Consider the following 26,013-nt stretch of genomic DNA (forward strand, 5'->3'; position numbering starts at 1 on the left):
ATATCCTGTTTTTCTCAAAAGAAAATAGAAATTTTTCAATTTCGCTAACTTTTTGTCAAAAAAATAAGTCTTCAGGAACCAGTCTTTACGACTATGGCTCCTGAAGCCTCATCATGAATTACTATTTTTTTGCTTCGCCTTTTAGGCTACTTCTTCTGAAAACTGACTGTTATATAAGTCAGCATAAAAACCGTTTTTCGCCATTAATTCATCGTGGGTTCCTGTTTCTACAATTGAACCTTCTGCCATAACGATAATCGTATCGGCATCACGGATAGTTGACAAGCGATGAGCAACTACAAAGCTGGTCCGATTTTCCAATAAACGATTCATTGCTGCTTGAATCAGTATTTCTGTTCGAGTGTCCACACTTGAGGTGGCTTCATCCAAAATTAAAACGTCTGGATTTGCTAAGAATGCTCGAGCAATTGTAATTAATTGTCGTTGACCTTGAGAAATATTGCTGGCTTCTTCATTTAGAATCGTTTGATAGCCTTCTGGTAATTTTCTGACAAAATCATCCACATGGGCTGCTTTCGCCGCACGGATCACTTCTTCTTCGCTCGCTTGCTCATTACCATAATAAATATTGTCATAGATACTTCCAGTGAACAACCAAGTATCTTGAAGAACCATTGAAAAGTGTGCTCGCAACTCTTCGCGAGATAAATCGCGCGTATCAACGCCATCATATTTGATGCTGCCGCTACTAATATCATAGAAGCGTTCCAATAAGTTAATTAGGGTTGTTTTCCCAGCACCTGTTGGGCCCACGATTGCGACCATTTCCCCAGGTTTAACATTTAAATTGAAATCTTTCATTAATAATTTCTCTGGTGAATAGCCAAAAGCAACATGTTCAAAAGAAACACGATAAGGACTATCTGTTTCCACTGGTACGCCAGAAGGTTCATCCACCATTTCCTCTTCATCTAATACTTCAAAGACACGTTCTGCCGAAGCCACCGTAGCTTGGATTGTATTCATTAAATTAGCGATTTGAGTAATCGGTTGTGAAAATTGATTGGTATATTGAAGAAACGCTTGGACATCCCCTAAATCCATCATACCATTCGCCACTTTTACGCCACCAAGGACTGCAACAAACACGTAGCCTAGATTTTTGATAAAGTTCATTAAAGGCATAATGATCGCTGAAATAAATTGTGCTTTGCGACCAGCATGGTATAATTTTTCATTTTCTTTTTCAAATACTTCTTGATCACTTTCTTCGTGGTTGAAACTTTTTACTACTACGTGACCACCGTAGGTTTCTTCGACTTGGTTATTCAATAATCCTAAGCTTTTTTGTTGAGCCGCAAAATGTTTTTGCGAGCGAGGCGCCACAACCATCACAACAATTAAACTTAATGGCACTGTTGCTAAGGCAATTAGTGTTAACTGCCAGCTAATGGTCAGCATCATCCAAAGTACACCCACAAATGTCACGATACTGGTAATTAATTGGGTTAAGTTTTGTTGTAAAGTACTCGCAATATTATCCATGTCGTTAATTGCCCGCGACATGATGTCCCCATTACTATGAGTATCATAATAGGAAATTGGAACTTTGTTCATTTTCGCTTCTAATTCTTGACGTAATTCATAAACTGTTCGCTGTGAAACACGTGTCATAATTACTTGCTGCAAGAAATTAAAGACAGCAGAAATAAGGTACATGGCAATAACAATTAATAAAATTTGACCGATTTTGTCAAAATCAATTGGAAAAGATGTTATTTTTAAGCCTTGTTTCATTTCAGCAGCGCCTTTCATGACGCCTTTAAAAATTTCAGTTGTTGCCTGTCCTAATACTTTTGGTGTTTGAATTTGGAAAACGACGGCTGCGATTGCTAACACTAAGACAGCAATAATTGACAGCATTCGTTTAGACATGTACCAAAATAAACGTTTCACTGTTTTCCAGAAATTTTTTGGTTTTGGCCCTTTTGCGCCAATGTTGCGTCCTGGTCCCCCGCCCATTGGTCCGCCTTTTGGTCGACTACTCATGCAAGGTCCTCCTCTCTCAATTGAGAATGTACAATTTCTTGATACGTTTGGTTATTCGCTAATAACTCTTCATGCGTTCCTTTACCAACTAATTTTCCTTCGTCTAATACTAAAATTGTCGATGCTTCCATAACCGTACTTACACGTTGGGCTACTAAAACGACAATTGCATCCGTCATCTGCTCTTTTAAGGCTTTTCTTAAATTAGCATCTGTTTTGAAATCCAATGCAGAAAAGGAATCATCAAAAACATAGACATCTGCTGGTTTTACTAAAGCACGAGCAATAGCCAACCGCTGGCGTTGTCCGCCAGAGAAATTACCGCCGCCTTGTTCGACATGACTATCCAAACCTTCTGCCAATTCTGAAACAAACGCCTTCGCCTGCGCGATTTCTAAGGCTTGCCAAATTTCTTCATCGGTCGCATTTGGGGCGCCGTATTGCATATTTTCACGAATCGTTCCTGTAAATAAAACAGCCTTTTGCGGTACAAAGCCAATCATTTCTCGTAAATTATGCTGTGACGTATCTTTAATGTTTTTACCATTTAGCAAAATCTTGCCAGATTCAACATCATAAAAGCGTGGTAAAAGATTAACCAGCGTTGTTTTCCCAGAACCAGTCCCACCAATAATCGCGACCGTCTCTCCAGATTTTGCTGAAAAATCTATATCTTCCAGTGCTAAGTTTTCAGCATGCTGGTAACGATAATTAACATGTTCAAACGCCAATGTTGCTTTGTCGCCTTTTAGAGAGAGTAGTTCTGGATTGGGTACATCTTTGATTTCTGAATCAGTATTTAGCACCTCATTAATCCGATCAGCAGAGGCTTGCGCCCGCGGTACCATGACAAAAATCATGGATAACATCATGAAACTCATCAGAATTTGCATGGCATAAGTCATAAAGGCAATTAAGTTCCCTACCTCTAGTTGCATTTCCGCAATATAATGACCGCCAAACCAAGTGATTGCAATATTGGTACCACTCATAATGAGTGTCATTAAAGGAATCATCAAAGCGACAATCGTATTCACTTTAATCGCCGTTTGTGTATAATCCTTATTGGCTTCATCAAAACGTTGTTCTTCATAGTTTGCTTTGCCAAAGGCCCGAATCACACGAACTCCTGTCAGTCCTTCACGAAAAACTAAATTTAAACGGTCGGTTTTCTTTTGCATGCTCTTAAATAACGGAACCGCTAAAAACATGATACCTCCCACTAAAACAGCCATAATTGGTAAAACATATAGAAAAATTTTCGTTAATTGTGGGTCCTTGTTATACGCCATAAAACTTGCACCAATTAACGTTAAAGGTGCGTTAATCATTAAACGTAAAAACATTTGCATAACCATTTGAATCTGATTGACATCATTGGTTGTTCGTGTAATTAGCGAAGCTGTCCCAAATTTGTCAAATTCATTATTAGAAAAATTTTCAACTTTTCGATAAATATCAGTCCGTAATTTTTTTCCTAAACTTTGTGATTCTTTGGTGGCAAAAAAAGTATTTCCAATAGAAGCGACAATGCTAATCAAAGAAAAGCCTAACATGACAACTCCTGTACTCCAAATATAGTTAATATCTCCTTTAGCGACACCGTCATTAATGATATTAGATGTTAATGTGGGCAGATATAAATCTGCGATAATTTGTACGATCATAAATACAACCGCTGCAAAGACCGACCATAACGACATCCGTTTGACTAGTTTAATCAACTAACTTCTCCTCCTTTTTGCTACTTATAAGCGCCATTTTTCAACCAATTTAATTTCATTTTTAATTGTTTGACTGCTTCAGTTGAATCATAGGCAGTATTTTCTCTTTGTTGACGATACCCATCAACAATTGTTGAGAAAACGGCATGCATCGCCGTCTGCATGAACCATGTGAATTCTTTTGGCGTTTCAATGGTTAATTTCGAACGATCAATTATTTGATAAAGATGTTCTGCATAGGCAGCATGGCCTTTTCTTCCTCTATGCTTATGACAGTGCTGTTTCCTATTTTTTTCCTCTTCTCCAGTCGCTAAATTATCCGTCACCCGACGTGAAGCACGATAATCCATGTTGACAAATAAATTCCGATAGAAAGAAGCATTCTCCCCAGTTAGCACTTCGACAATCATTTTGGAGAAATAGACATCCATGGCTTCGATTAAATCACCATTTTCCGCAATAATTTGTTTCTCTAAATCTCGTTCACTATTTTTTCTTAATGTCGCAAAGTAATAAAAATACAAATCTTCTTTGTTCTCAAAATATTGATAAAAGCTACCGCGAGGAATTTCCGCTAATTTAACAATATTTGCAATTGACGCTTCTTGTAAAGAATGGCGTGAAAATTCAATTTGCGCAGCATCTAATAAGCGTTGTTGCTTTTCTTCTGGCAAATGAAAAAACGTATTCGTAGGCATATTTGTGTTCCTCCCTTTTATGACACGTTGTCATATGACACCATGTCATTATAGCACTCTCTATTCAGAATGCAAGTTTTTTACAAAAAAAATCAAGCACCTAGCAAGACAAAATTGATGTTAGATTCTGTCTCACCAGTTGCTTGATTAATAATAGTGTTTGATGCATTCTTGTAACAAGTCAGCGACCTCTTTTATAGGTCCATTGGCATCTATTCGTTGATAATTAGGATATTGTTTCAATTGGTTTTTGATAAGAATTTCTTGATCATAAAGGTTTAAACGTTCTTCAATAATTTTAGGATCAGATTCTCGTTGCTTTAAACGTTGATAAATATTTTCTTTTGAAACGTCAAAAAAAACTGGAATGACGGACTCGCCGAAACGCTCAAAGACCGCTTGAAAGCCTGGAAAAGTTAACGCATTATAGGCTGGATGCTCTTTCGTTGTTTCAACGATGGCAGCTACACCGACACCGTAATAGTTTCCATGGTAAAAATCATACTCCACTAACTGATTGGTTTCAATCAAGGTTTGAAAACTTGCTTTTGTTTCAAAATAGTAATCCACACCATCCACTTCATCCAATCGTTTTTTCCTCGTAGTATGCGAGATAACTTTATAGTTTTTCGGAAAAACCTTACTTGTAATTGCGGTCTTGCCAGAACCACTAGGACCCATAATAACAAAAAATGGATGTTGTAATTGCTTAATCATTAGAAACGCTCCTCTCAGTTGTTTCTATTATAACGTATTGTGCACTATTTTGAAAAATTGACAAAAAAGAGCTTGGGCCAAAAATCACTTTGGATTTTTGGCCCAAGCTTAAAAATTAATAAACGGCGGGAACAGAAGCAACAACCTACTACGCTTATCTTGTTTTGTTTAATTACAATAACTAGTCTAAGTTTTGTCCATTAGTTTCAATAACTTGTTTGTACCAATTAAACGATTTTTTTTCATAACGGTTTTTAGTACCATTTCCTTCATCGTCTAAATCAACGTAAATAAACCCATACCGTTTACTCATTTCACCTGTGGAAGCACTGACTAAATCAATACAGCCCCACGGCGTATAGCCCATTAAATCGACGCCATCTGCAACTGCTTCTGCCATTGCTTCAATATGACGACGTAAATAATCAATCCGATAGTCGTCTGCCACATAGAAATTTTCGTCTACTTTATCAATTGCACCTAAGCCGTTTTCCACAATAAATAAAGGTTTTTGATAACGATTATATAATTCATTTAGGGCGATTCGTAAGCCTTCGGGATCAATTTGCCAACCCCATTCACTTGCTTCTAAGAAGGGATTTTTAACGCCGCCTAAAAGATTCCCATTTGCTGTATCGTTGGTAGTACCAGTAACATCGACAGCAGTCGACATATAATAACTAAAGCCAATGTAATCCACTGGGTATTCTTTTAATAATTCTAAATCTCCTTCTTCAATAACTAAGTCTTTCACAGCATATTTTTGATACATGCGTTCTGCGTATGCTGGATATTCACCACGAACTTGAACATCTGTACAATAATAATTAAACTCTTGGTTTTCAATCATTGTAGCAACTTGATTGACTGGATTCGAATCAATGCCATACGTTGTGGCATAAATAATCATACATCCAATTTGTAATTCTGGATTTAATTCATGGCCAATTTTTACAGCTTTACTACTTGCAACAAATTGATTATGCCATGCTTGGAAAATGTTTTGATAATCATTGGCTCCATTGCTTTTTACCAATCCTTGACTAAGTGCTGGGAAATGAAAAGCTGAATTAATTTCATTGAATGTCATCCAATAGTTAACTTTTTGGTGGTAACGTGTTAAAACAGTTTCCGCAAAACGTTCATAAAAGTCAACTAATTGACGATTTTTCCACCCGCCGTATTCTTTCGCTAAATGCAGTGGCATTTCATAATGAGAAATCGTAATTACTGGTTCAATGTTATAGCTTAAGCATTCATCGATAACCGCATCATAAAATTTCAAGCCGGCTTCATTCGGCTGTGTTTCATCTCCTTGTGGAAAAATACGCGACCACGCAATTGAAAATCGATAACATTTGAAGCCCATTTTAGCAAACAACGCAATGTCCTCTTTAAAGCGATCATAGTGATCAATTCCTGTATGATTAGGGTAGCGATATTTCGTTTCGTCAATCGTCCAATCAAACGCTTCATCTCCTAAAATAGCGAAACGTTGTTTTCCTCCCGGCATCGCATCTGCCACAGATAACCCTTTACCATCGGCTAAGTAAGCCCCTTCTAATTGATTGGCTGCGGTCGCACCGCCCCATAAAAATCCTTTTGGAAATTTTGTCGTTGTTGTCATACTTGTTCCTCCTCCAATTGTCTTTTATTTAATAATGGCTAAAAAGTCTTCACCATGTAACACGTCTGTTTGGTTCATATCCAAAACATCTAAATAATCATTCGTATTCGTTACCACAATCGGTGTAACTACTGGATAACCAGCTTCTTTAATGGCAGCAATATCAAAAGTAACCAGCAAATCTCCTTTTTTAACAGAATCACCTTGTTTCACTGATAATTCAAATCCTTTACCATCTAATTCGACTGTATCCATGCCAATATGCATTAATAATTCAACGCCCTCTGTTGTCGTCAAGCCAACAGCATGTCCTGTCGGAAATAATGTGGTGATTTCACCATCTGCGGGTGCATACAGTTTGCCTTCAGTCGGCTCAATTGCAACACCTTTTCCTAAAACACCTGACGCAAAAACAGGGTCTTGTACTTTTTCTAGCGGTAAAATTTCACCTTGAAGTGGACTTGCTAAAATAATTTTGTCTTCTTGATTCGTTTTTACAGGTGCCACCATCTTATCAGTTTCTGTTTTTTCAGTTACTGTTTCTGAATTAGGTTGATCTTCAAAACGTAAGACAAACGTTAAGACAAACGCAATGATAAAGGCAATTCCGGCACCAATTGCACCAGTAATCATCGGTGCAGTATCTTTTGTCTCTGCAGGAATAAACCCAGGTAAGCTCAACATACTAACCAAGCCAAACGTAAAGTTTTTCACGTGATTCATAGCCACAAATGCACCACCGATACCGCCACCGATACCGCCACCAATACAAGCTGCAATAAATGGTTTTTTCAATGGTAAAGTCACGCCATATACAGTTGGTTCAGTAATTCCAAAAATAGTTGTAATGCTTGAAGACAAAGCCAAACCTTTTAGTTTCACATTTTTTGTTAGGAAAAAGACAGCTAAAGCAGCCCCGCCTTGTGCAATAACGGCTGGTAATAACATTGGTACCATCGTATCGCCACCTTGTGTTAAGTTTAACATCATAATTGGTACAAAGCCCCAATGCATACCAAACATTACCAAGACTTGCCACAACGAACCCATTAATAACCCTGCGATAATTGGACTAAAAGCGTAAATTGCGTTGTATCCTTGTCCCAACCAATCGCCGATGACCGTCCCAATAGGACCAATAGCTAAGAAGGTAACAGGTGCCATAATAAGGAACACAGCTAACGGAACGCAGATAATTTGTAGAAAACTCGGAATTACTTTTTTGAAGAAACGTTCCACATAACTTTGTGCAAAAACAGCCAAAATAATTGGTAAAACCGAAGAAGTATAGCCACTTGGCCCAATAATCACTGGAAGACCAGCAAAGCTAATTGTTTTGCCTGCTAAAGCAGTAATGCTGGGATGAACTAAGGCCATCGCCAAAGCAACCGCTAAAAAGGGATTAGTATTGAATTTTTTAGCAGCCGTAAACGCTAACATAATTGGTAAGAAAGTAAATAAACCATCTGCAATCGAAAAGAGAACAAGATATACGCCTGAAGTGTCAGCTAACCAGCCCATAGTTACAGCCAATGTTAAGAAGCCTTTTAGAACCCCAGCGCCGGCCATTGCACCTAAAAACGGTGTAAAAATAGAAGAAATAATATCAATTAAACGGTTAAAGATATTTCCGCCACTTTCTTTTTCTCTATTATCAGAATCATTACCTAGTCCACTGTTGGCCATCAAATCCTTATACACATCACTAACGTGACTGCCAATAACCACTTGATATTGTCCTGCACTTTGAACTACCTGAATAACATCTGGGTCAGCATTCAATGCAGCTGTATCTGCTTTATTTTCATCTTTTAATTTAAAACGTAAGCGTGTAGCACAGTGAACAACACTATTAACGTTGCCTTCGCCCCCAACAGCTTTTAACACACGTGCTGCAATTTCTTGATTTTTACTCATCTCTAGATCCTCATTTCCATTAATTTTTAATATCAAAAAAACCTACATTGAAAAAGAGCCAGATCCTTCTCTTCACAGCTGCGCAGTCTGCGAAAATCGTTATCGGTTTTTTCAATCTAGGTTTTGCCTGCATTATCAGTAACAATCCGCGATTATTGGTTGTTATGCTTTTTTATCATTGACCACTCTTTGGATATGAATGGTTAAATAAATCATTTCCGCTTGATCAATTGGTCGATCATAGCTTTTTAATAAATACTCATTAATACGTTGGACCGCTTGAAACGCCTTAGGATACTTTCCTTGGACCAATGCAAAAAGAAATTCGTCCTCCTCATCATGCGCTTCTTGTTTTAAATAACGTTGCGCAAAATATTGAAGATGTGTAACAATTCGTTGATAGTTCAATGAATCTTCATCAAACACCTGTCCAAAGTAGCGACTAATAATCGTTAAAATATCACGAACCATCTTGGTTGCTTCCATGGTAACTTCCATATTGCCATTTCCTTGTTCAGCATTCACAATATGAAAAGCAATGAAGCCCGCTTCATTTTCTGAAAATTGAACTCCTAGCTTTTCAGCAATAATCGCTAATGCTTGCTTTGCGATTTCAAATTCTTTAGGATAAAATTTGCGTGTTTCGAATACAAGAGGATTCGGAATATCAATTCCTTCTTTGGCTCGAAGTAACGCATAGTGAATATGATCCGTTAAAGTTAAATAAATATTTGATGAAAGCTCAATCGCTAGCGTTGTTTCTGCTAAATCAACGATTTGTTTGACGACTTCTACTTCTTTGGTGGGGACGTCTTCAAACAGCTGCTGGAATTGCCCTGCCATAGCGGAGTCCTTTAACACGAATTCCTTTTCAACATAATCTGGATTGATCGTGTCTCCAATCTTCTTTTGAAAGGCTAAGCCGCGTCCCATATAAACAATTTCTTCGCCTTGCTCATTTCTTGAAAGCACGACATTATTATTTAAAACTTTTTCAATCCTCATGATGAATGCAACCTCACTTTTTTATAAAAAAAGCCCAGAATCCCTCCACTGATTGTGTTAATGGAAGACTCTGGTTTTGCCTGCAAAGCAGTAACAATCCTTATTTACAAAGTAATAATAGCATGCTTTTTTTTAATATGCAAGCCTTTCCAAAAAAATATTTTTATTTATTTTTTACTCTGTTGATCCATTTTAAAAAAAAGTTTACTAAAAGTAAAAAAAAGACTTGCTTTCTCTTACTTTTTATTAGTAAAATAGAGATGTTGAATTTTTAAACTATTTATTTTAAGGAGATTACACAATGTCAAAATTATTAGTTGTTAAAGCACATCCATTAACAAAAGAAGAATCACGCTCAGTTCGTGCGTTAGAAACATTTTTAGCTTCATACCGTGAAACAAATCCATCAGACGAAATCGAAATTTTAGATGTTTATGCACCAGAAACAAACATGCCGGAAATCGATGAAGAATTATTATCTGCTTGGGGTGCACTTCGCGCTGGCGCAGCATTTGAAACATTAAGCGAAAACCAACAACAAAAAGTGGCTCGTTTTAATGAATTAACTGATCAATTTTTATCTGCAGACAAAGTAGTAATTGCTAATCCAATGTGGAACTTAAACGTACCAACACGCTTAAAAGCTTGGGTAGATACAATCAACGTTGCTGGAAAAACATTCCAATATACTGCAGAAGGACCAAAACCTCTAACAAGTGGTAAAAAAGCCTTACACATCCAATCAAATGGCGGCTTCTACGAAGGAAAAGATTTTGCTTCTCAATACATTAAAGCGATTCTAAACTTTATTGGTGTTGATCAAGTCGACGGATTATTCATCGAAGGAATCGATCATTTCCCTGATCGCGCGGAAGAACTTTTAAATACTGCCATGACCAAAGCAACTGAATACGGTAAAACATTCTAAATTTTCCGAGTGATTTACAGCAAAAAGAGACAAGCAGTTCGTTCACTGCTTGTCTCTTTTGTTACGTAGATTCTTGTTGATCCGGCTTATCTTCATCATACAAACCGGAAACAATTTGGTACCACTCAAAAATGTGTGTAATTATCACCTTAGCTGCGGCATAAACAGGAATTCCTAAAATCACCCCGAAAATCCCAAATAGTTTACCAGACGTTAATAAAACAACCAAAATGGTGACTGGATGAATGGATAACTGACTGCCTAGGACAAGTGGTGAAATAAACCGACCTTCGACCGTTTGCTCAATGGCAAAAACAATCAAGACTTTAATTAACAAAGCTGGCCCACTGACAATTCCTAAAAAGACTGCTGGAATCATGGCTAAAAATGACCCTAAATAAGGGATTAAATTTAAAAAGCCTGCTGCAATACCTAAAGTGACTGCATAATCTAAGCCAATGACAGAAAAACCAATCATAAACATAATTGCCACTGCGAAAGCGACAGTTAACTGTCCTCTAATATAAGAAGAGACTTGATCATTGACTTCTGCAAGAACTTTTAAGGTTGGTTTACGCATCTTCACTGGTAAAAACTTCATTAAATATGGCGCTAAGTTTTTGCCATCTTTCAGTAAATAAAATAGAATAAACGGCATCGTAATGATGGCGACAAAGATCGTAGCCACCGCCCCAAAGAAATTACCAATTCCTTGTACTGTGAACGTTGAGACGTTTTTAATGATGGTACCTAACGAACTGACAACTTTATCGCCTGCCGCTTCAAGTTGTTCTCTAAATTGCGCGAAAAGTGGATCACTTAATATTTCCTGCGATTTTTGATCAATTGTATCAATATATTGAGGAAAATGATTCACAAAGCTGACAGATTGCTCACGAATTTTAGGAACGATTACAATACCACCCCAAATGAGTAGTGCCACAATTAAAATAAATAGGCCAATAATACTCCATACACGTGAGATTTGTTTTTTCTCTAAATAATCGACAATTGGATTTAATAAATAATATAAAATCCCCGCCATAATTACTGGTAAGCCGACAACGCCGAAAAACTGCCAGACGGGCTTAAATAAATAAGAAACTTTCGTAAAAGTTAGAATAATTAACAGCACCAATAAGACAATCAGTAAGGCTGTTACTACTTGATTATTTAAAAACCAACGCCAAAACCAAGACAGGCGTTTATCAGTCGTTTGTTTTTTATCCATTGATTCACGCTCCATTTACTAAATAATCAATTGTTGTTCCAATGGTTATCTTTGGTAACTGATGGGGCGTTAAATAAACACCATTTCGGATAACATCATCCTCATCGGTTGGTGCATCAGCAAAGATTAAAGTGCTGTGAGCGATACTTTGCAAGTTACTATTGGCAAAAGAACCCACTTTTGTAATTGTATAGTTTGTATCGCCAATTTTCAGATGATCTCCTTCTGCCAAGGTAACTTGGTCTTTTTCTGGGAATGATTGAATAACTGCATGTTGCTTCAAGGTATCGGTAGCAGTTTCTCCAAAAAGAATAATCATTTTTTCTGAATCATCGATTGCATGTTTGCCTATTTCTGTTACGGTTGCTTGCATCTTCCATCCCACTCCTTCATTATCTTACTTCTATTATTATAGCATAGAATAAAATAGATATTCAGGAAAAAGAAAAGGCGATGAACAATCGTCAATTGACTTTTGTTCACCGCCTTAAAATAAGTTTTTATTTAAAGAAGTTCATAATATGAGTCCAAATTTTTTCATCAAAGACATCCATTGGATTCCCATTTCCAATCAAACCATAACCAATCATTGTTCCCACAACAAATAAGATAATGACTAACGAAATGACCACTAGAATTTTCAATAATGTTACTAAAATATAACGAAATGAACTCATACGTTTGACTCCTTTAGATTACTGTCGTTGCTTGTTTTTCTTCAATTTTTTCATCATTGACACGTTCAACGTTCGCGCCTAATTTTTGAAGTTTTTTATGGAACTCATAATAGCCACGATCTAAATATTTCAAATTAGAGACACGTGTAATGCCATTTGCACGTAACCCTACTAAAATCAATGCGGCAGCTGCCCGTAAATCAGTGGCTTCCACTGCTGCTCCTTGTAACTCGTTGCCACCATTAATAACGGCAATGTTGCCGTCAATTTTTAAGTCAGCGTTCATTCGACGCATTTCCTCTAAGTGTTGGTAACGATTTTCAAAGACTGTTTCTGTCACGATGCTTGTTCCTTCAGCAAACATTTGGATTGCTGTCATTTGTGCTTGCATGTCTGTTGGGAAACCAGGATGCGGCATTGTCTTAACATCTGTTGGTTTTAGATGTTTTGGTCCAATTACACGGATGCCGTTTTCTTCTTCTTCAATGATTGCACCCATTTCAGTTAATTTAGAAATTAGCGGACGATTATGTTCAGAAATTGCTTCTTCAATTAAAACATTGCCCTCAGTCATTGCTGCAGCTACCATGAACGTACCTGCTTCAATTCGATCTTGAACGATTGAATGCTCTACGGCATGTAATTTATCGACGCCTTCGATACGCATCGTTTCTGTCCCAGCACCGATAACATTGGCACCCATTTTGTTTAAAATGTTTGCTAAGTCAACGATTTCAGGTTCACGAGCAACGTTTTCAATGATGGTTGTTCCTTTCGCACGAACAGCAGCCATCATAATATTTTGCGTAGCGCCGACACTTGGGAAGTCTAAGTAAATAGTGTTACCGATTAGTTCATCCGCAATTGCTTCAATATAACCATTTTTTTGGATGATTTTTGCACCTAATGCTTGGAAGCCTTTTAAGTGTAAATCAATTGGTCGTTTGCCAATGGCACAGCCACCTGGCATTGCCACTTTGGCATGGCCATTACGAGCCAATAAAGGTCCCATTACAACGATAGAAGCACGCATTTTACTAACGTACTCATAGTTTGCTTCGATCCCTAAAGGTTGTGTTGCGTCTATTGTTACTTCATTCGCGTCTTCATCAAAATCAATGGCTACATTCAAATGCTTAATTACTTGATTCATTGTAAATACATCAGATAAAATTGGTACATTTTTTAAAGTAGTAACGCCTTCTTCAGCTAAAAGAGTAGCTGCTAAAATTGGTAAAACAGCGTTTTTGGCGCCTTCAATTTTTACAGTTCCTTCTAATTTTGTATTACCACCATGAACAATAATTTGTTCCATTTTGTTCCCCCCAAAAAAATGAGAATAGGTATTCCTATTCAAAATCTTTACTATTATACCATTATTCAACTAAAAATTGTACCTTTTTTTATTTTTCAATTTTTAAGGAAAATACACAATGAAAAGATTTCGACAAAGCGCAATCAATTCTAAAGCAAACGAGCTAACTGTGTATCCGATAGCGATGGCGAAAAATACCATCAGCATTCTAATTTGCGGTGTAAATTGGGTTTTGAAAAATTGCTCAATACGCAATGATTGCAACGCCCAAAAACTTATGTAAATGAACATAAGATGACTAACGATTCGAACAATAGCATCTACTCCATAGTATTGCATAAGGAGCCTCCTTTTTTCTAACGTAGGAACATTTTATCACAAAATAATAAAAACCGATAATTAATCCACTTGAAATGCCAAAATTTGACACTATTTATTAAAAAATACGAAGAAATAGAGTTTAAGGCACCTGACTCAATAGCAAGCGCCTTAAACTCTACAAAAGTGACTGAATCCTTCAGCCTTTTTTACCCATGTTTCGATACGTTGATCCGGTTGATTGCACGATGCAAAGCAACAGTCGCACGACGTAGTTGATCGCGGTCATCTTTTGCTTTGGCTTCTTCAATTAAACGTTCTGCTCGTTGTTTTGCTCGTTCAGCACGAGGTACATCGATATCTCGTTCACGTTCGGCACTATCGGCAATAATAGAAACGACATTATCACGGACTTCCATGATACCACCATTTACAGCTACCCAGTCAACATGTGTATCTGAATCGGTCCGTTTGATGCGGACTTCATCAATCGCTAGCGGAACGATGATTGGCGCATGTTTTGGTAAAATACCAATTTCACCATCTGTTGTTTTCGCCACAACGATTTTTGCATGGTGGTCATAAACTAGACCATTAGGCGTTACTACATTCACAGTAAGACTATCCATTGTGTTTGCCGCCTTTCTAGTAGTTTAATTGTTTCGCTTTTTCGATGGCATCTTCAATTTTACCGACACTACGGAAGGCTTCTTCTGGCAGATTGTCATGTTTACCTTCAAGAATTTCTTTAAAGCCACGAACTGTTTCCGCAACTGGTACATAAGAACCAGGTTGACCTGTAAATTGTTCAGCAACGTTAAAGTTTTGAGATAAGAAGAATTGAACACGGCGTGCGCGACCAACAAGTACTTTTTCGTCATCTGATAATTCGTCCATCCCTAAAATAGCGATGATATCTTGTAATTCACGGTAACGTTGTAAAATATGTTGCACTTCGGTAGCCACTTCGTAGTGTTCTTCTCCAACAATTTCAGGAGCCAAGGCACTAGAAGATGAAGCTAACGGATCTACCGCTGGATAAATCCCTTGTTCGGTTAATTTACGTTCCAAGTTAGTTGTTGCATCCAAATGGGCAAACGCTGTTGCTGGCGCTGGATCGGTATAGTCATCGGCTGGAACATAGATTGCTTGAATAGAGGTAATTGATCCTTTTTTCGTTGAAGTAATCCGTTCTTGTAATTGTCCCATTTCAGTCGCTAAGGTTGGTTGGTAACCAACGGCTGACGGCATCCGACCTAAAAGGGCAGAAACTTCTGAACCGGCTTGGGTGAAACGGAAAATGTTATCAATAAATAATAGCACGTCTTGTCCTTCCACATCACGGAAATATTCAGCAATCGTTAACCCAGTTAAGGCCACACGCATCCGTGCACCTGGTGGTTCGTTCATTTGACCAAAAACCATGGCTGTTTTTTCAATAACGCCTGAATCTTTCATTTCATAGTACAGGTCGTTCCCTTCACGTGTCCGTTCACCAACACCAGTAAAGACGGAAATCCCTCCATGTTCTTGGGCAATATTATGAATTAATTCTTGAATTAAGACGGTTTTACCAACACCGGCACCACCGAAAAGTCCGACTTTACCACCTTTTAGATAAGGTGCTAATAAGTCAATAACTTTAATCCCTGTTTCTAAAATTTCATTACTGGTACTTAATTCATCAAATGCTGGCGCTTTTTTATGAATCCCACTACGTTCAGCATCTGCAGGGAATGGCGCTTCTAAGTCAATTGTGTCTCCTAAAACGTTAAACACACGACCTAATGTATCTTTACCAACAGGAACTGAAATTGATTTTCCTGTATCGATAACTTCCATTCCACGTTGTAAACCATCTGTCGATTCCATAGCGATAGAACGAATCACTCCATCACCTAGTTCTAAAGCGACTTCAAGTACTACTTTTTGTTTTGCTTCGCCATTTTTATAAACGACTAAAGCGTTGTTAATATCGGGTAAGGATTGATCTAATGAAAATTCCACGTCAACAACGGGACCGATTACTTGAACAATCTTTCCTGAACTCATAATTTCTTTCCTCCAGTCTTCATAAAGTCACACGCTTTGAACATTTTTATAAACGTTCAAACGTAAGACTAGATTATTCTAGTGCAGCTGCACCAGCAACAATTTCTGTAATTTCTTGGGTAATCGCCCCTTGACGAGCACGGTTATAAGAAATTGTTAAATCGCTAATAATATTTTGCGCATTGTCAGTGGCTGTTTTCATGGCGGTCATCCCAGCAGCATGTTCTGCTGTTTTCGCATCAATGATCGCCCCATAAATTAAGCTTTCTGCATATTGTGGTAATAATTGATCCAAGATTGCTTCAGGTGAAGGCTCTAAAAGATATTCTTGTTCGTAAGAGGTCGCCTCTGATGGATCTAAATCAGTAATTGGCAACATTTTTTCCACACGAAACTGACTCGTTAGTGAGTTAACGTGGTGATTATAACAAACATACAATTCATCAAACACTTCGTTTTGGTACATAGTCGTTGCCGTTGTCACAATCTTACGGACTTCTTCAAACGTTGGTTGATCCGTTAAGCCTCTTAGCTCATAGGAAACATCGATTCCGCGTGCTTTAAAGAAATCCGCCCCTGTACCACCAATAGCGATTAAGGCATATTCTTTATTAGAATCATGGTCTTCTTGAATCATACTCATGGTTTGTTTTAAGATTGAGCTATTGTAGCCACCAACTAACCCTTTGTCAGAAGTGATAACGATATAGCCTGTTTTTTTGACAGGTCGTTGTGCTAACATCACATGATAGTTCCCTTCACTAAGAGAAGATTGTTCTGTTTCACGTAATTCACTTAACTGAGCAGCTACTAAATGCGTAACGACACTACGAATTTTTGAAGAATATTCTTGAAAGCTTTTAGAGGCGCCTTCTGACTTGGTCAATTTGGCTGCAGAAACCATTTGCATCGCTTTGGTAATTTGGCTTGTCTTTTTTGTTGATGCAATGCGTTGTTTGATTTCGTTTAATGAAGCACCCAATGTCGCTCACCTCTCTTATGCGTTATCGATTTTTTCTAAAGCTTCTTTGGCTGAATCTCCGCTATTGTTTGCCGCTGCAAACATTTCAGAAAACTCTGTAATCGCTGCATCTAATGCATCAGTATCTGGTAAGTCTTTCGTAGTACGAATGGTTTCCAATAAGTCTGCATGTTTGCCATCAAAATAATCGAATAAATCTTGTTCAAAGTGTAAAATTTTATCTACGCTCACGCTATCTAAAAAGCCGTGTGTTAACGCATATAAAATTAAGACTTGTTTTTCTACAGGCAGTGGCGCATGTAGTTTTTGTTTTAAAATTTCTACCGTACGACGACCACGGTTTAATTTAGCTTGTGTTGCCGCATCTAAATCAGAGCCAAATTGTGTAAAGGCTTCTAACTCACGGTAACTAGCTAAGTCTAAACGAAGCGTTCCGGCAACTTTTTTCATTGCTTTGATTTGCGCTGATCCTCCGACCCGAGAAACAGATAACCCAGCATCAACGGCTGGACGAGTGCCTGCATAGAACAGGTCGCTTTCTAAGAAAATTTGTCCATCAGTGATTGAAATAACGTTTGTTGGAATATAAGCAGAAATATCGCCTGCTTGGGTTTCAACGAATGGTAAGGCTGTCATTGAGCCGCCACCTAATTCATCACTTAATTTAGCTGCACGTTCTAATAAACGTGAGTGTAAATAGAAGACATCCCCTGGATAAGCTTCACGACCTGGTGGACGGCGTAATAGTAGAGAAAGTTCACGATAAGCCACGGCTTGTTTTGATAAGTCATCAAAAATAATTAAGACATGTTTGCCGTTATACATGAATTCTTCACCCATTGCAGTTCCTGCATACGGTGCAATGTAAAGTAATGGTGCTGGTTGTGAAGCCCCTGCAGTCACAACGATTGTATAATCTAAGGCACCAAATTTACGAAGTGTTTCTACTTGGTTACGAACAGTAGATTCTTTTTGACCAATCGCTACATAAATACAAATTACATCTTGTCCTTTTTGGTTAATAATTGTATCAATTGCAATCGATGTTTTCCCTGTTTTACGGTCTCCAATAACTAATTCCCGTTGTCCACGACCAATTGGTACGAGGGCATCAATGGCTTTTAAGCCAGTTTGCATTGGTTCAGCAACAGATTGACGTTGCATAACACCGGGAGCTGTTGCTTCCACAGGACGTGTTTTGTCTGTTTTAATTTCGCCTAAACCATCTAATGGTTGACCTAATGGATTAACAACACGGCCAATCAAAGCTTCCCCAACGGGTACTTCCATGATTTTGCCTGTGCGTTGTACTTTATCTCCTTCACGAATGGTTTCAAAATCGCCAAGGATAATAATCCCTACATCATTTGTTTCTAAGTTTTGTGCCATTCCGTATGAACCGTTTGAAAACTCAACAAGTTCTCCACTCATGGCATTTTCTAAACCGTGGGCGCGGGCAATTCCGTCACCGACGTAAGTGACTGTTCCAACTTCTTCAACAGCAAGCTGTTGTTGATAGTTTTCGATTTGTTCTTTAATCAAGGCACTGATTTCTTCTGCTTTGATAGCCATTCAATTCACCTCTTTGTAGTCCTAAAGATTATTTTAATAACTTCTGCTGCATATGTTCTAATTGTTTGCGGATGCTGCCATCGATTACTTGATGGTTTGCTTCAATAACCACTCCGCCGACAATTGACGGGTCAATTAAATTGACTAAATGCGCTTGTTCATACCCTAATAATTGGGCAGCTTTTTCTTCCATTGCTTGATGTTGTTCTTTTGATAAAGGAATGGCTGTTGTCACTGAACCCAAAATTAGTCCTTGGTGCTCATCATAACGTCGTTCATATTCATCAATCATCAAGAGCAGATCGTACATGCGACGATATTCGTAAACCACTCGCAAAAAGTTTTGCATCATTTCACTAAAACCTGTTACTAGTTTTTCCATGATGCTGTCTTTTTCATAAGGTTCTAAGCGATCATCACTTAAAATATCGCCAATACCAGGTACTTGGTGATAGACTTCGCGAAGCGTCAATAATTCTTGATAAATTGCTTCAGCTTGGTTCTTTTCAACTGCCAACTCAAACAAAGCCTTGCCGTAGCGTTTACCAACTGTATATTTATCTAGTTTCATTTGCTTTACCTAAACTTTCAATATAAGAATCAATCAATGCTTCATGTGCATCTGGTGTTAATTCTTTATTTAAAATTTTGGCTGCAATTTGAAGAGAAAGATCTGCCACTTCATTTTTTACTGAAGACAATGCTTCTTCACGTTCTTGTGAAATATCTGTCCGAGCTTTTTCGCGTAGGCGAGTAACTTCCGCAGTTGTTTCTTTTAATGTTTTTTGGCGAGTCTGTTCTCCACTTTCTTTCGCGTTTTTAATAATTTCAGCTGCTTCTGATCTGGAAGAAAGTAATTGTTGTTGACGTTCTTTTTCCATTTTCGCTGCTGCTACGCGAGATTGTTCTGCAGAGTCTAAATCGTTGGCAATTTTTTCTTCACGTTGTGTCAAAATATCTACGATTGCTCCCCATGCATATTTCTTTAATAAGAGCATCAAGATTAAAAATGCACCACTGACAACAATCATCGTGCCTAGTGTGGTACTAGGAGCCGTTTCACCGACTACCAATGTAGTAAGTAGCATGAAGTCTCAACTTCCTTTCCTGCAAAAATCGATTTAGCTTCTTCAACTGCTTTATCACCAGCTATTGAAAAGGCTAAAGATAGAAGAAAGCAGTGACGGTCCCGATAATAATCAGCGTCCTGCCTCCATTTTATTGCTTATCTGAATAAAAGTAATAAAGAAACAACGACACCTAAAATTGGCACAGCTTCGATTAAAGCGACCCCGATAAACATTGTTGTTCTTAATTGACCAGACATTTCTGGTTGACGAGTCATTGACTCGATTGTTTTTGAAATAACTTGTCCGTTACCGATAGCGGCTCCGATAGCTGAACCGAAAATTGCAATTGCTGCTGCGATAAAATTTAATCCTTCCATTGTGTAAAATCCTCCTAAAAGATAATTTTTGTCCTTCGTATTTCTTGATTATTCTTCTGTTTCAATTTTGTGTGACATATAAACCATTGAAAGTGTCACAAAGATAAACGCTTGGATACATCCAATAAAGATTGAGAATGCTACCCAAATCATTTCTAGCGGAATTGCTAGTGGGATAACCCATAATCCAACGCTTGCTACGGTTCCAGCAATCAAGCCCAATAGAACTTCGCCGGCAAAAATGTTTCCGTACAAACGCAAGCCTAATGTTAATAGATTCGTGAATTCTTCCATTAATTTTACCGGTAGTAAGAAACCAACGGGTCTTAAATAACTATTAACTAGATAGCCTTTAAAACCAAAGCGTTTCATACCAAAGAAGTGTGTTAAGACAATCATCATCATCGCTAACGTTAAGGTTACGATTGGATCGGCGGTTGGACTTTTCCAAACGCTGAGATCGTCGCCCACAACGATTTTTGTAACGAGACCCAAGATGTTTGAAACAAGTACAAACATGAACAGGGTAAACGCCATTAAATGAAAATTGCTCACTTCTTTACGAGGTAAATTGTCTGTAATGATTCCACGAATAAAATCCACTAACCATTCGATGACCGTTTGTTTGCCTTTAGGTCGTAGCTTCATATTTCTCGTACAAGCATAGACAAAGGCGAAAACAATGATACACGTCAACAGCACCATCAAAACAATGGTTCCATCAAACCAAATTGGTCCGATATTGAAGAGTAATTTCTTCTCTTCCAAATCAATTCACCTCTTTTCCAACAATCTTTCAGAAGTTTCATCCTACTCCTGAGTGATAATCCCTGGCAAAGCTATCGTACCACCACTTGTTGATAATTTACAAATAGTTTACTTTTAAAATTTCATGTGTTGAAAATTGGTTGGAAAACCTTTTCCATAAACCAATCTAATGCAGGGTGGTACTGCTTTCCGAAGCGATTAAAAAATGAATCATTTACATTCATTTACTCAACACTTACCAGATTTTACACCTAATCCGAAGAAAGGCAAGCAAATATGCGAAAAAGAATAAATTTACATTTTTAACGTCGGTTATTTTTTAATGTTCGGCTGATTTGTCGGTCAACTTCCTTACGTTTCAAGTCTTCACGCTTGTCGTACTGCTTTTTCCCTTTAGCTAAACCAATCAAAACTTTGGCATAGCCGTCTTTAATATAGACCTTCAAAGGTACTAATGTGATACCTGTATTTTTGGTTTCGCCGATTAACTTATTAATTTGTTTTTTGTGTAATAATAATTTTCTGGTACGTAATGGGTCATGATTAAAAATATTGCCTTGTTCATATGGACTAATATGAACATTATACAAAAAGGCTTCTCCGTTTCGAATTCGTGCAAAACCATCTTTTAAATTGATACGACCATTTCGAATAGATTTGATTTCTGTTCCTTGTAAAACAAGCCCAGCTTCAACCGTATCGATAATTGAATAATCATGTCTAGCTTTGCGGTTTTGTGCGATTAATTTTCCTTCCCCTTTTGGCATAAGCGACCTCCTCTACTTCTTCTTTTTCCCTTTTTTATTTTTTTGTTTCATTGCTTCTTTATAAAAAGGTTGTTTTTTGCCTTTGCCTTTTTTCTTATTTTTCTTTTTCTTACCATCAAATGATTCATCTTTTTTATTTCTTCGTTGATTATTTGAACGAGTTGAAGAATTGGCTTTGCCTTTTTTACGTCCTTTTGGTCCTTCGACTGGCGCGACTTCCTCAGCTGAAATCAATTCAAAATCAACTTCTCTTGTTTCTGGATCAGCTTTTTCAACACGGATTTGAACTTTCTGACCAATTTTCAAAGTCATTCCCGTCCGTTCACCAACTAACGCCATATGATTTTCAATAAAGTGGAAATAATCTTGTTTTAAGTTGTTCACGTGAATCAAGCCTTCTATTGTATTAGGCAGTTCCACAAAGATACCAAATTTTGTGACTGAGCTGATAATCCCGTCATACGTTTCTCCCACTTTATCTACCATAAATTCGGCTTTCTTCATGGCGTCCACTTCACGCTCTGCATCAACTGCGCGACGTTCCATACTTGAACTATGATTGGCAATTTCTGGTAATGCTTCGTTCCATTTTTCTTGATTTTTTTCAGATTGATCTTGGCTATAGCTGCGAATCAAACGATGCACAATTAAATCTGGATAACGACGTATTGGTGAAGTGAAATGCGTATAATATTCAGCAGCCAACCCATAGTGTCCGTAGTTGTCTTCTGAGTATTTCGCTTGTTGCATACTTCTTAGCAACATCGTATTGATAACCACTTCTTCCGGCTTATTTTCAACTTGCTCTAAAACTTTTTGTAAATCTTTCGGTGAAATGTTTTCTTTTGTTCCTTTAACAAGAATGCCAAGTACTGCAGCAAAGTCAAAGAAACGTTGCATTTTTTCTTCTTTTGGTTGTTCATGAATCCGATAAATAAATGGCAGTTTTAAGTCATGATAATGACGCGCCACAGTTTCATTCGCTGCCAACATAAAGGATTCAATTAATCGTTCACCCACACCACGCGTGCGTAAAAGAATATCTTTGGGATGACCATTTTCATCAACTAGGACTTTGGCTTCACGATCTTCAAAAGAAATCGCACCACGGCGCATACGCATCTCTTCTAATATATGGTGCAGCTCACCCATCTCTTTAAACATGGGAACTAGTTCTTTGTAGCGTTCTAACGTTTCAGGTTTTTGCTCTTCTAAAATTTCATTGACTGCTGTATAGGTCATTCGCTCCGTTGTTTGGATTACACTTTGGAAAATTTCATGCGAAATAACTTCTCCTTCTGGTGTAATTTCCATCTCACAACTCATGGTTAAACGTGGAACATGTGGGTTTAGCGAACAAATCCCATTTGATAATCGCTGCGGAATCATTGGCACAACTCGGTCTGTCAAATAGACACTTGTACCACGTTCATACGCTTCCATATCCAATTGGCTTCCTTCAGTTACATAATAAGAAACATCTGCAATATGCACCCCTAAAAAGAAATTGCCATTTGCTAACTTTTGTACCGTTACTGCATCATCTAAATCTTTCGCATCTTCTCCATCAATCGTCACAATCAACTGATCACGTAAATCCCGACGACCGACTAAATCGCTTTCTGCAATAGTTTCTGGTACTTGGTCCGCTTCAGCCAAAACTTCATCAGGAAATGCTGTGGGAATTCCATGAGCCACCACGATTGATAAAATATCCATTCCTGGATCATTTTTATGACCAATCACTTGTTTGACTAGTCCTTCCATACTCGTTGGATATTCTTGATCTGGATAATAGGTAATTTCAGCAATGACAATGCTACCATCTACTGGCTTAATCCCTTCAGGTGCAATTGATACAGTATACTGATTCAATTTCTTATCTTTGGGAATCATGTAGCCATACAGTCCCATTTCTGCCATTTCTTCTTCACTATATGCCACAAATTCTCCGACAACTTGGCTCACTGCTCGCTCTTTAATTTCTTTGACTTTACCTTCTGCGCCGCGATCTGAAAAAGGATCCGCATGTTGGATCACGTCGATTAAAACCGTATCTCCATCCATTGCAAAGTTCGTTGCCTCTTTCGGAATATAAACATCTGGTTCTTCAGGATCGATGGTTACAAAACCAAAGCCTCGTTCATTTGCACGAAACGTTCCTTCTATTAATAAGTCTTTCATTGGTAACAGGACTTTGCCTTTTTTGTTGAAACTAACTGACTTTTCTCGTTCCATTTGTGCAATGGTTTGCACTAAAATTTTAAAATCTGAACTTTTTTCTAAATTCAAGCCTTGTGCAATTTCTTCCATTGAAAAGCTTTTCTTTTTTTGGCTTTCCATGAAATGTAAAATTTGCTCTTTAATTGTTTGTTTTGTCATTATTTCTCCTCATTCCAAGGTAGTGTTGCTAAAAATTGCACCACATCTTGCTCTAATTGTTTGTGTTCTCCACTCACCGTAATGACATGTCCGCTGTTTGGGTACCATTGTAAGGTCACACGTGCTTGTGTTAGCGCTTGGGCCGTTTGATAGACGCCCATTGGCTCAATCATTTCATCTTTGCCAGCTTGCGCTAAGAAAAGAGGTGCGTGGATTTTGTTTAGTTTGTCAGCCGTCTGACTAGCAATCGTTTCAATCGCTCCTAATTGTTGTTTGACTCGTTGCTCAATCGATTGCAACCGGCTTTGTTGTTCCTCTGCAGGAACTTCTGCGATTTTCATCACATTTTCTGCGTATAATACGAAATTTTCTGGGACTTTATTTTCGACAGGGTAGATCGGTGAACAGAAAAATCCACCACCAATTAATCCTGTTAATTGTTCCGTTAATGCATGCATACTGAAAATCCCGCCCATTGATAAACCAAAAATGGCAATTTCTTGGTAACCTCTTTCTCTCAAAAAAGCGACTGCTTCTTGTGTATCTTGCCACCATTGTTCCGTTGTTTGATCTAAAATATCTTCAGGAACTAGCGTGCCATGTCCTGAAAAATTAGGCGAATAGACAGTATAATTTTCTTTTTCTAAACGTCTGCTTAACATCCGTACATCATTACTGCTGCCAGAATAAGCGTGTAATAAAAGGACCGCCCGTTTTCCTTTTTCTGAAAATAACGGCTTCGGTAAATTGATTTTTTTTGCCACTTCGCTCACCTCAGCTTCATTCTATCATATTCTCAAAAGAAAACCTTCCGAAATGATAAGTTTCAAAGACTTTTTCAGAAAGAAAAAGAACAGAAAAATAAGTGTCCGCACTCATCTCTCTGTTCTAAACTTGTCATTTTAAAAGATTACGTACTTATTTTGAAGATAAGAACGCCAAAACAAATAATAAAATCATCCAAATTGCGCCAAGAACTGCTGTTGAGCGTTGCATAACAGCTTCAAAACCGCGCGCTTTTTGCTTCCCAAATAATTTATCTGCACCGCCAGTGAAGGCACTTGCTGCACTGTTTTGTTTGCTTGGTTGCATCATAACAGTAATGACGATTAAAACAGATAAAATGATGACCAACGTTAAGATTAGATTATACATGCGTTAATTCTCCTTTTTATACAAATATGCGAAATTCATCTACTTTAATGTAGCATATTTTATCTGTAAACACCAGTGAAATTTAATGTCTTTCCCTATTTGTCTCTAATAGCAACAGCCGCAAGTAGGAATCAGATTTCTACTTGCGGCTGTTGCTAGTTTCTTCTTTATTTTCTCAATACGTCTCCGTATTCAGGTTTAGTATCAAATTCTTTTTTGGCAAATGGACATAGCGGAATAATTTTTTTATGCTCTTTTCTCGCTTTTTCAACACCGGCTAAAACAAGTTTTTCAGCTAATTTTTGTCCACGATAAGTTGGATCAACAAACGTATGATCAATAATCATCATGCTTTCGCCAGCATCTGACCAAGTCATTTCACCAATTTCTTGGTTTTCATCGTTATATAGAGCAAAACGATTGTTTTCTTCTTTAATTTGCATATTCGTTCCCTGCTTTCCGAATATATTTTAGAGCACCACTTGGACATGAATCTACCACAATCATGTCATTTTCAACACTTCCGTTATCTGGAATAATCCATGGTTTCCGACCAACTTCAAAGACTTCTGGATTTCCGCGAACACAATTACCAATATGTTCACAAATATCTTTATTATAAAAGATATCAATTCCTTCCCCCGTATATTTACGGTAGCTTTCTTTTAATAGTTGTTCTTCCGTGACTGGTTGCCCATCTATTTGGTTTCCTTTCATTGCA

General features: G+C 37.8%; 27 protein-coding genes. 1 reads left to right on the forward strand and 26 read right to left on the reverse strand.

All coding sequences use genetic code 11. The features are described 5' to 3' along the window. Positions 1 to 141: 141 nt before the first annotated feature. The 7 genes from IGJ63_RS09830 to licT all read right to left on the reverse strand — a co-directional run bounded on the left by IGJ63_RS09830 (position 142) and on the right by licT (position 9,698). Positions 142 to 2,010: an ABC transporter ATP-binding protein gene (locus IGJ63_RS09830; protein ID WP_173968596.1), complete on the reverse strand. Its 1,869-nt coding sequence runs from the start codon at positions 2,008 to 2,010 to the stop codon at positions 142 to 144. Then, complete coding sequence (locus IGJ63_RS09835; RefSeq protein WP_002379719.1) at positions 2,007 to 3,734, reverse strand: ABC transporter ATP-binding protein; 1,728 nt, start codon at positions 3,732 to 3,734, stop codon at positions 2,007 to 2,009. Before IGJ63_RS09835 ends, IGJ63_RS09830 begins: the two co-directional genes overlap by 4 nt. 20 nt (positions 3,735 to 3,754) lie before the next feature. Then, positions 3,755 to 4,432 (reverse strand): TetR/AcrR family transcriptional regulator, encoded by a 678-nt coding sequence (locus IGJ63_RS09840; protein WP_002367146.1) that lies wholly within the window; start codon positions 4,430 to 4,432, stop codon positions 3,755 to 3,757. Positions 4,433 to 4,579: 147 nt separating this feature from the next. Continuing rightward, on the reverse strand, positions 4,580 to 5,149 hold the full coding sequence (locus tag IGJ63_RS09845; protein WP_104845872.1) for a guanylate kinase: 570 nt from the start codon (positions 5,147 to 5,149) through the stop codon (positions 4,580 to 4,582). A gap of 181 nt (positions 5,150 to 5,330) precedes the next feature. Beyond that, positions 5,331 to 6,776 carry a glycoside hydrolase family 1 protein gene (locus tag IGJ63_RS09850; RefSeq protein WP_002362575.1) on the reverse strand — a complete coding sequence of 482 codons (1,446 nt, stop codon included), beginning with the start codon at positions 6,774 to 6,776 and terminating at the stop codon, positions 5,331 to 5,333. Positions 6,777 to 6,800: 24 nt separating this feature from the next. Next, on the reverse strand, positions 6,801 to 8,693 hold the full coding sequence (locus tag IGJ63_RS09855) for a beta-glucoside-specific PTS transporter subunit IIABC (RefSeq protein ID WP_438746405.1): 1,893 nt from the start codon (positions 8,691 to 8,693) through the stop codon (positions 6,801 to 6,803). 162 nt (positions 8,694 to 8,855) lie between these two features. Continuing rightward, positions 8,856 to 9,698, reverse strand: a complete 843-nt coding sequence (gene licT, locus IGJ63_RS09860) for a BglG family transcription antiterminator LicT (protein WP_002359608.1) — start codon at positions 9,696 to 9,698, stop codon at positions 8,856 to 8,858. A gap of 301 nt (positions 9,699 to 9,999) precedes the next feature. Here licT and IGJ63_RS09865 point away from each other — a divergent pair, with 301 nt between their 5' ends. Then, positions 10,000 to 10,626: an FMN-dependent NADH-azoreductase gene (locus tag IGJ63_RS09865; RefSeq protein WP_002367152.1), complete on the forward strand. Its 627-nt coding sequence runs from the start codon at positions 10,000 to 10,002 to the stop codon at positions 10,624 to 10,626. A gap of 61 nt (positions 10,627 to 10,687) precedes the next feature. Here the strand turns inward: IGJ63_RS09865 and IGJ63_RS09870 are convergent, their stop codons facing one another. The 19 genes from IGJ63_RS09870 to IGJ63_RS09960 form a co-directional block, all read right to left on the reverse strand. Beyond that, positions 10,688 to 11,857 carry an AI-2E family transporter gene (locus tag IGJ63_RS09870; protein ID WP_129193738.1) on the reverse strand — a complete coding sequence of 390 codons (1,170 nt, stop codon included), beginning with the start codon at positions 11,855 to 11,857 and terminating at the stop codon, positions 10,688 to 10,690. Between the two features lie 4 nt (positions 11,858 to 11,861). After that, complete coding sequence (locus IGJ63_RS09875) at positions 11,862 to 12,230, reverse strand: PTS glucitol/sorbitol transporter subunit IIA (protein WP_002356567.1); 369 nt, start codon at positions 12,228 to 12,230, stop codon at positions 11,862 to 11,864. Between the two features lie 127 nt (positions 12,231 to 12,357). Continuing rightward, positions 12,358 to 12,534 carry a DNA-directed RNA polymerase subunit beta gene (locus tag IGJ63_RS09880; RefSeq protein WP_002356564.1) on the reverse strand — a complete coding sequence of 59 codons (177 nt, stop codon included), beginning with the start codon at positions 12,532 to 12,534 and terminating at the stop codon, positions 12,358 to 12,360. Between the two features lie 13 nt (positions 12,535 to 12,547). Then, the gene (gene murA / locus IGJ63_RS09885) at positions 12,548 to 13,849 is read right to left on the reverse strand and encodes a UDP-N-acetylglucosamine 1-carboxyvinyltransferase (RefSeq protein WP_002356562.1); all 1,302 of its coding nucleotides are present in this window, start codon (positions 13,847 to 13,849) and stop codon (positions 12,548 to 12,550) included. 102 nt (positions 13,850 to 13,951) lie between these two features. Next, on the reverse strand, positions 13,952 to 14,188 hold the full coding sequence (locus tag IGJ63_RS09890; protein ID WP_002356560.1) for a DUF1146 family protein: 237 nt from the start codon (positions 14,186 to 14,188) through the stop codon (positions 13,952 to 13,954). Positions 14,189 to 14,376: 188 nt separating this feature from the next. Further along, complete coding sequence (locus IGJ63_RS09895; RefSeq protein WP_002356559.1) at positions 14,377 to 14,796, reverse strand: F0F1 ATP synthase subunit epsilon; 420 nt, start codon at positions 14,794 to 14,796, stop codon at positions 14,377 to 14,379. Positions 14,797 to 14,812: 16 nt separating this feature from the next. Then, positions 14,813 to 16,219, reverse strand: coding sequence for a F0F1 ATP synthase subunit beta (gene atpD / locus IGJ63_RS09900; protein WP_002356558.1), 1,407 nt, complete (start codon positions 16,217 to 16,219; stop codon positions 14,813 to 14,815). Positions 16,220 to 16,292: 73 nt separating this feature from the next. Further along, the gene (locus tag IGJ63_RS09905; RefSeq protein ID WP_002359606.1) at positions 16,293 to 17,201 is read right to left on the reverse strand and encodes a F0F1 ATP synthase subunit gamma; all 909 of its coding nucleotides are present in this window, start codon (positions 17,199 to 17,201) and stop codon (positions 16,293 to 16,295) included. A gap of 15 nt (positions 17,202 to 17,216) precedes the next feature. Further along, positions 17,217 to 18,773, reverse strand: coding sequence for a F0F1 ATP synthase subunit alpha (gene atpA / locus IGJ63_RS09910; RefSeq protein WP_002356555.1), 1,557 nt, complete (start codon positions 18,771 to 18,773; stop codon positions 17,217 to 17,219). A gap of 28 nt (positions 18,774 to 18,801) precedes the next feature. Further along, positions 18,802 to 19,344 carry an ATP synthase F1 subunit delta gene (gene atpH / locus IGJ63_RS09915; RefSeq protein ID WP_002356554.1) on the reverse strand — a complete coding sequence of 181 codons (543 nt, stop codon included), beginning with the start codon at positions 19,342 to 19,344 and terminating at the stop codon, positions 18,802 to 18,804. Continuing rightward, positions 19,331 to 19,861 (reverse strand): F0F1 ATP synthase subunit B, encoded by a 531-nt coding sequence (gene atpF / locus IGJ63_RS09920; RefSeq protein ID WP_002365031.1) that lies wholly within the window; start codon positions 19,859 to 19,861, stop codon positions 19,331 to 19,333. The genes atpH and atpF overlap by 14 nt, the downstream gene beginning before the upstream one ends. A 137-nt stretch (positions 19,862 to 19,998) precedes the next feature. Beyond that, positions 19,999 to 20,220, reverse strand: a complete 222-nt coding sequence (atpE, locus tag IGJ63_RS09925; RefSeq protein ID WP_002356552.1) for an ATP synthase F0 subunit C — start codon at positions 20,218 to 20,220, stop codon at positions 19,999 to 20,001. A 48-nt stretch (positions 20,221 to 20,268) separates the two neighbouring features. After that, the gene (gene atpB / locus IGJ63_RS09930) at positions 20,269 to 20,988 is read right to left on the reverse strand and encodes a F0F1 ATP synthase subunit A (protein WP_002356551.1); all 720 of its coding nucleotides are present in this window, start codon (positions 20,986 to 20,988) and stop codon (positions 20,269 to 20,271) included. Positions 20,989 to 21,290: 302 nt separating this feature from the next. Then, entirely contained in the window at positions 21,291 to 21,755 is a 465-nt protein-coding gene (smpB, locus tag IGJ63_RS09935) for an SsrA-binding protein SmpB (protein ID WP_002356550.1), read from the reverse strand. A 12-nt stretch (positions 21,756 to 21,767) separates the two neighbouring features. Beyond that, positions 21,768 to 24,137: a ribonuclease R gene (rnr, locus tag IGJ63_RS09940; protein ID WP_002387150.1), complete on the reverse strand. Its 2,370-nt coding sequence runs from the start codon at positions 24,135 to 24,137 to the stop codon at positions 21,768 to 21,770. Next, positions 24,137 to 24,910 carry an alpha/beta hydrolase gene (locus IGJ63_RS09945; RefSeq protein WP_002384145.1) on the reverse strand — a complete coding sequence of 258 codons (774 nt, stop codon included), beginning with the start codon at positions 24,908 to 24,910 and terminating at the stop codon, positions 24,137 to 24,139. Before IGJ63_RS09945 ends, rnr begins: the two co-directional genes overlap by 1 nt. Positions 24,911 to 25,055: 145 nt before the next feature. Further along, positions 25,056 to 25,292, reverse strand: a complete 237-nt coding sequence (secG, locus tag IGJ63_RS09950; RefSeq protein ID WP_002356546.1) for a preprotein translocase subunit SecG — start codon at positions 25,290 to 25,292, stop codon at positions 25,056 to 25,058. Positions 25,293 to 25,459: 167 nt separating this feature from the next. After that, complete coding sequence (locus IGJ63_RS09955; protein WP_002356545.1) at positions 25,460 to 25,735, reverse strand: GNAT family N-acetyltransferase; 276 nt, start codon at positions 25,733 to 25,735, stop codon at positions 25,460 to 25,462. Next, positions 25,725 to 26,009: a (4Fe-4S)-binding protein gene (locus IGJ63_RS09960; RefSeq protein ID WP_002362567.1), complete on the reverse strand. Its 285-nt coding sequence runs from the start codon at positions 26,007 to 26,009 to the stop codon at positions 25,725 to 25,727. Before IGJ63_RS09960 ends, IGJ63_RS09955 begins: the two co-directional genes overlap by 11 nt. Between the last annotated feature and the right edge of the window lie 4 nt (positions 26,010 to 26,013).

Source organism: Enterococcus sp. DIV1375a (assembly GCF_051712205.1).
GTDB classification, from domain to species: domain Bacteria; phylum Bacillota; class Bacilli; order Lactobacillales; family Enterococcaceae; genus Enterococcus; species Enterococcus faecalis.

What these genes read in the sequence shown, in the direction of transcription:
- IGJ63_RS09845 (WP_104845872.1), bottom strand. Translation starts at nt 5,149, where the DNA reads ATGATTAAGCAATTACAACATCCATTTTTTGTTATTATGGGTCCTAGT.
- IGJ63_RS09960 (WP_002362567.1), bottom strand. Translation starts at nt 26,009, where the DNA reads ATGAAAGGAAACCAAATAGATGGGCAACCAGTCACGGAAGAACAACTA.
- smpB (WP_002356550.1), bottom strand. Translation starts at nt 21,755, where the DNA reads ATGCCAAAAGGGGAAGGAAAATTAATCGCACAAAACCGCAAAGCTAGA.
- licT (WP_002359608.1), bottom strand. Translation starts at nt 9,698, where the DNA reads ATGAGGATTGAAAAAGTTTTAAATAATAATGTCGTGCTTTCAAGAAAT.
- atpA (WP_002356555.1), bottom strand. Translation starts at nt 18,773, where the DNA reads ATGGCTATCAAAGCAGAAGAAATCAGTGCCTTGATTAAAGAACAAATC.
- murA (WP_002356562.1), bottom strand. Translation starts at nt 13,849, where the DNA reads ATGGAACAAATTATTGTTCATGGTGGTAATACAAAATTAGAAGGAACT.
- IGJ63_RS09870 (WP_129193738.1), bottom strand. Translation starts at nt 11,857, where the DNA reads ATGGATAAAAAACAAACGACTGATAAACGCCTGTCTTGGTTTTGGCGT.
- IGJ63_RS09840 (WP_002367146.1), bottom strand. Translation starts at nt 4,432, where the DNA reads ATGCCTACGAATACGTTTTTTCATTTGCCAGAAGAAAAGCAACAACGC.
- IGJ63_RS09855 (WP_438746405.1), bottom strand. Translation starts at nt 8,693, where the DNA reads ATGAGTAAAAATCAAGAAATTGCAGCACGTGTGTTAAAAGCTGTTGGG.
- IGJ63_RS09850 (WP_002362575.1), bottom strand. Translation starts at nt 6,776, where the DNA reads ATGACAACAACGACAAAATTTCCAAAAGGATTTTTATGGGGCGGTGCG.
- atpD (WP_002356558.1), bottom strand. Translation starts at nt 16,219, where the DNA reads ATGAGTTCAGGAAAGATTGTTCAAGTAATCGGTCCCGTTGTTGACGTG.
- IGJ63_RS09830 (WP_173968596.1), bottom strand. Translation starts at nt 2,010, where the DNA reads ATGAGTAGTCGACCAAAAGGCGGACCAATGGGCGGGGGACCAGGACGC.
- IGJ63_RS09895 (WP_002356559.1), bottom strand. Translation starts at nt 14,796, where the DNA reads ATGGATAGTCTTACTGTGAATGTAGTAACGCCTAATGGTCTAGTTTAT.
- IGJ63_RS09865 (WP_002367152.1), top strand. Translation starts at nt 10,000, where the DNA reads ATGTCAAAATTATTAGTTGTTAAAGCACATCCATTAACAAAAGAAGAA.
- IGJ63_RS09955 (WP_002356545.1), bottom strand. Translation starts at nt 25,735, where the DNA reads ATGCAAATTAAAGAAGAAAACAATCGTTTTGCTCTATATAACGATGAA.
- IGJ63_RS09890 (WP_002356560.1), bottom strand. Translation starts at nt 14,188, where the DNA reads ATGCAATACTATGGAGTAGATGCTATTGTTCGAATCGTTAGTCATCTT.
- atpE (WP_002356552.1), bottom strand. Translation starts at nt 20,220, where the DNA reads ATGGAAGGATTAAATTTTATCGCAGCAGCAATTGCAATTTTCGGTTCA.
- IGJ63_RS09875 (WP_002356567.1), bottom strand. Translation starts at nt 12,230, where the DNA reads ATGCAAGCAACCGTAACAGAAATAGGCAAACATGCAATCGATGATTCA.
- atpF (WP_002365031.1), bottom strand. Translation starts at nt 19,861, where the DNA reads ATGCTACTTACTACATTGGTAGTCGGTGAAACGGCTCCTAGTACCACA.
- secG (WP_002356546.1), bottom strand. Translation starts at nt 25,292, where the DNA reads ATGTATAATCTAATCTTAACGTTGGTCATCATTTTATCTGTTTTAATC.
- rnr (WP_002387150.1), bottom strand. Translation starts at nt 24,137, where the DNA reads ATGACAAAACAAACAATTAAAGAGCAAATTTTACATTTCATGGAAAGC.
- IGJ63_RS09880 (WP_002356564.1), bottom strand. Translation starts at nt 12,534, where the DNA reads ATGAGTTCATTTCGTTATATTTTAGTAACATTATTGAAAATTCTAGTG.
- atpH (WP_002356554.1), bottom strand. Translation starts at nt 19,344, where the DNA reads ATGAAACTAGATAAATATACAGTTGGTAAACGCTACGGCAAGGCTTTG.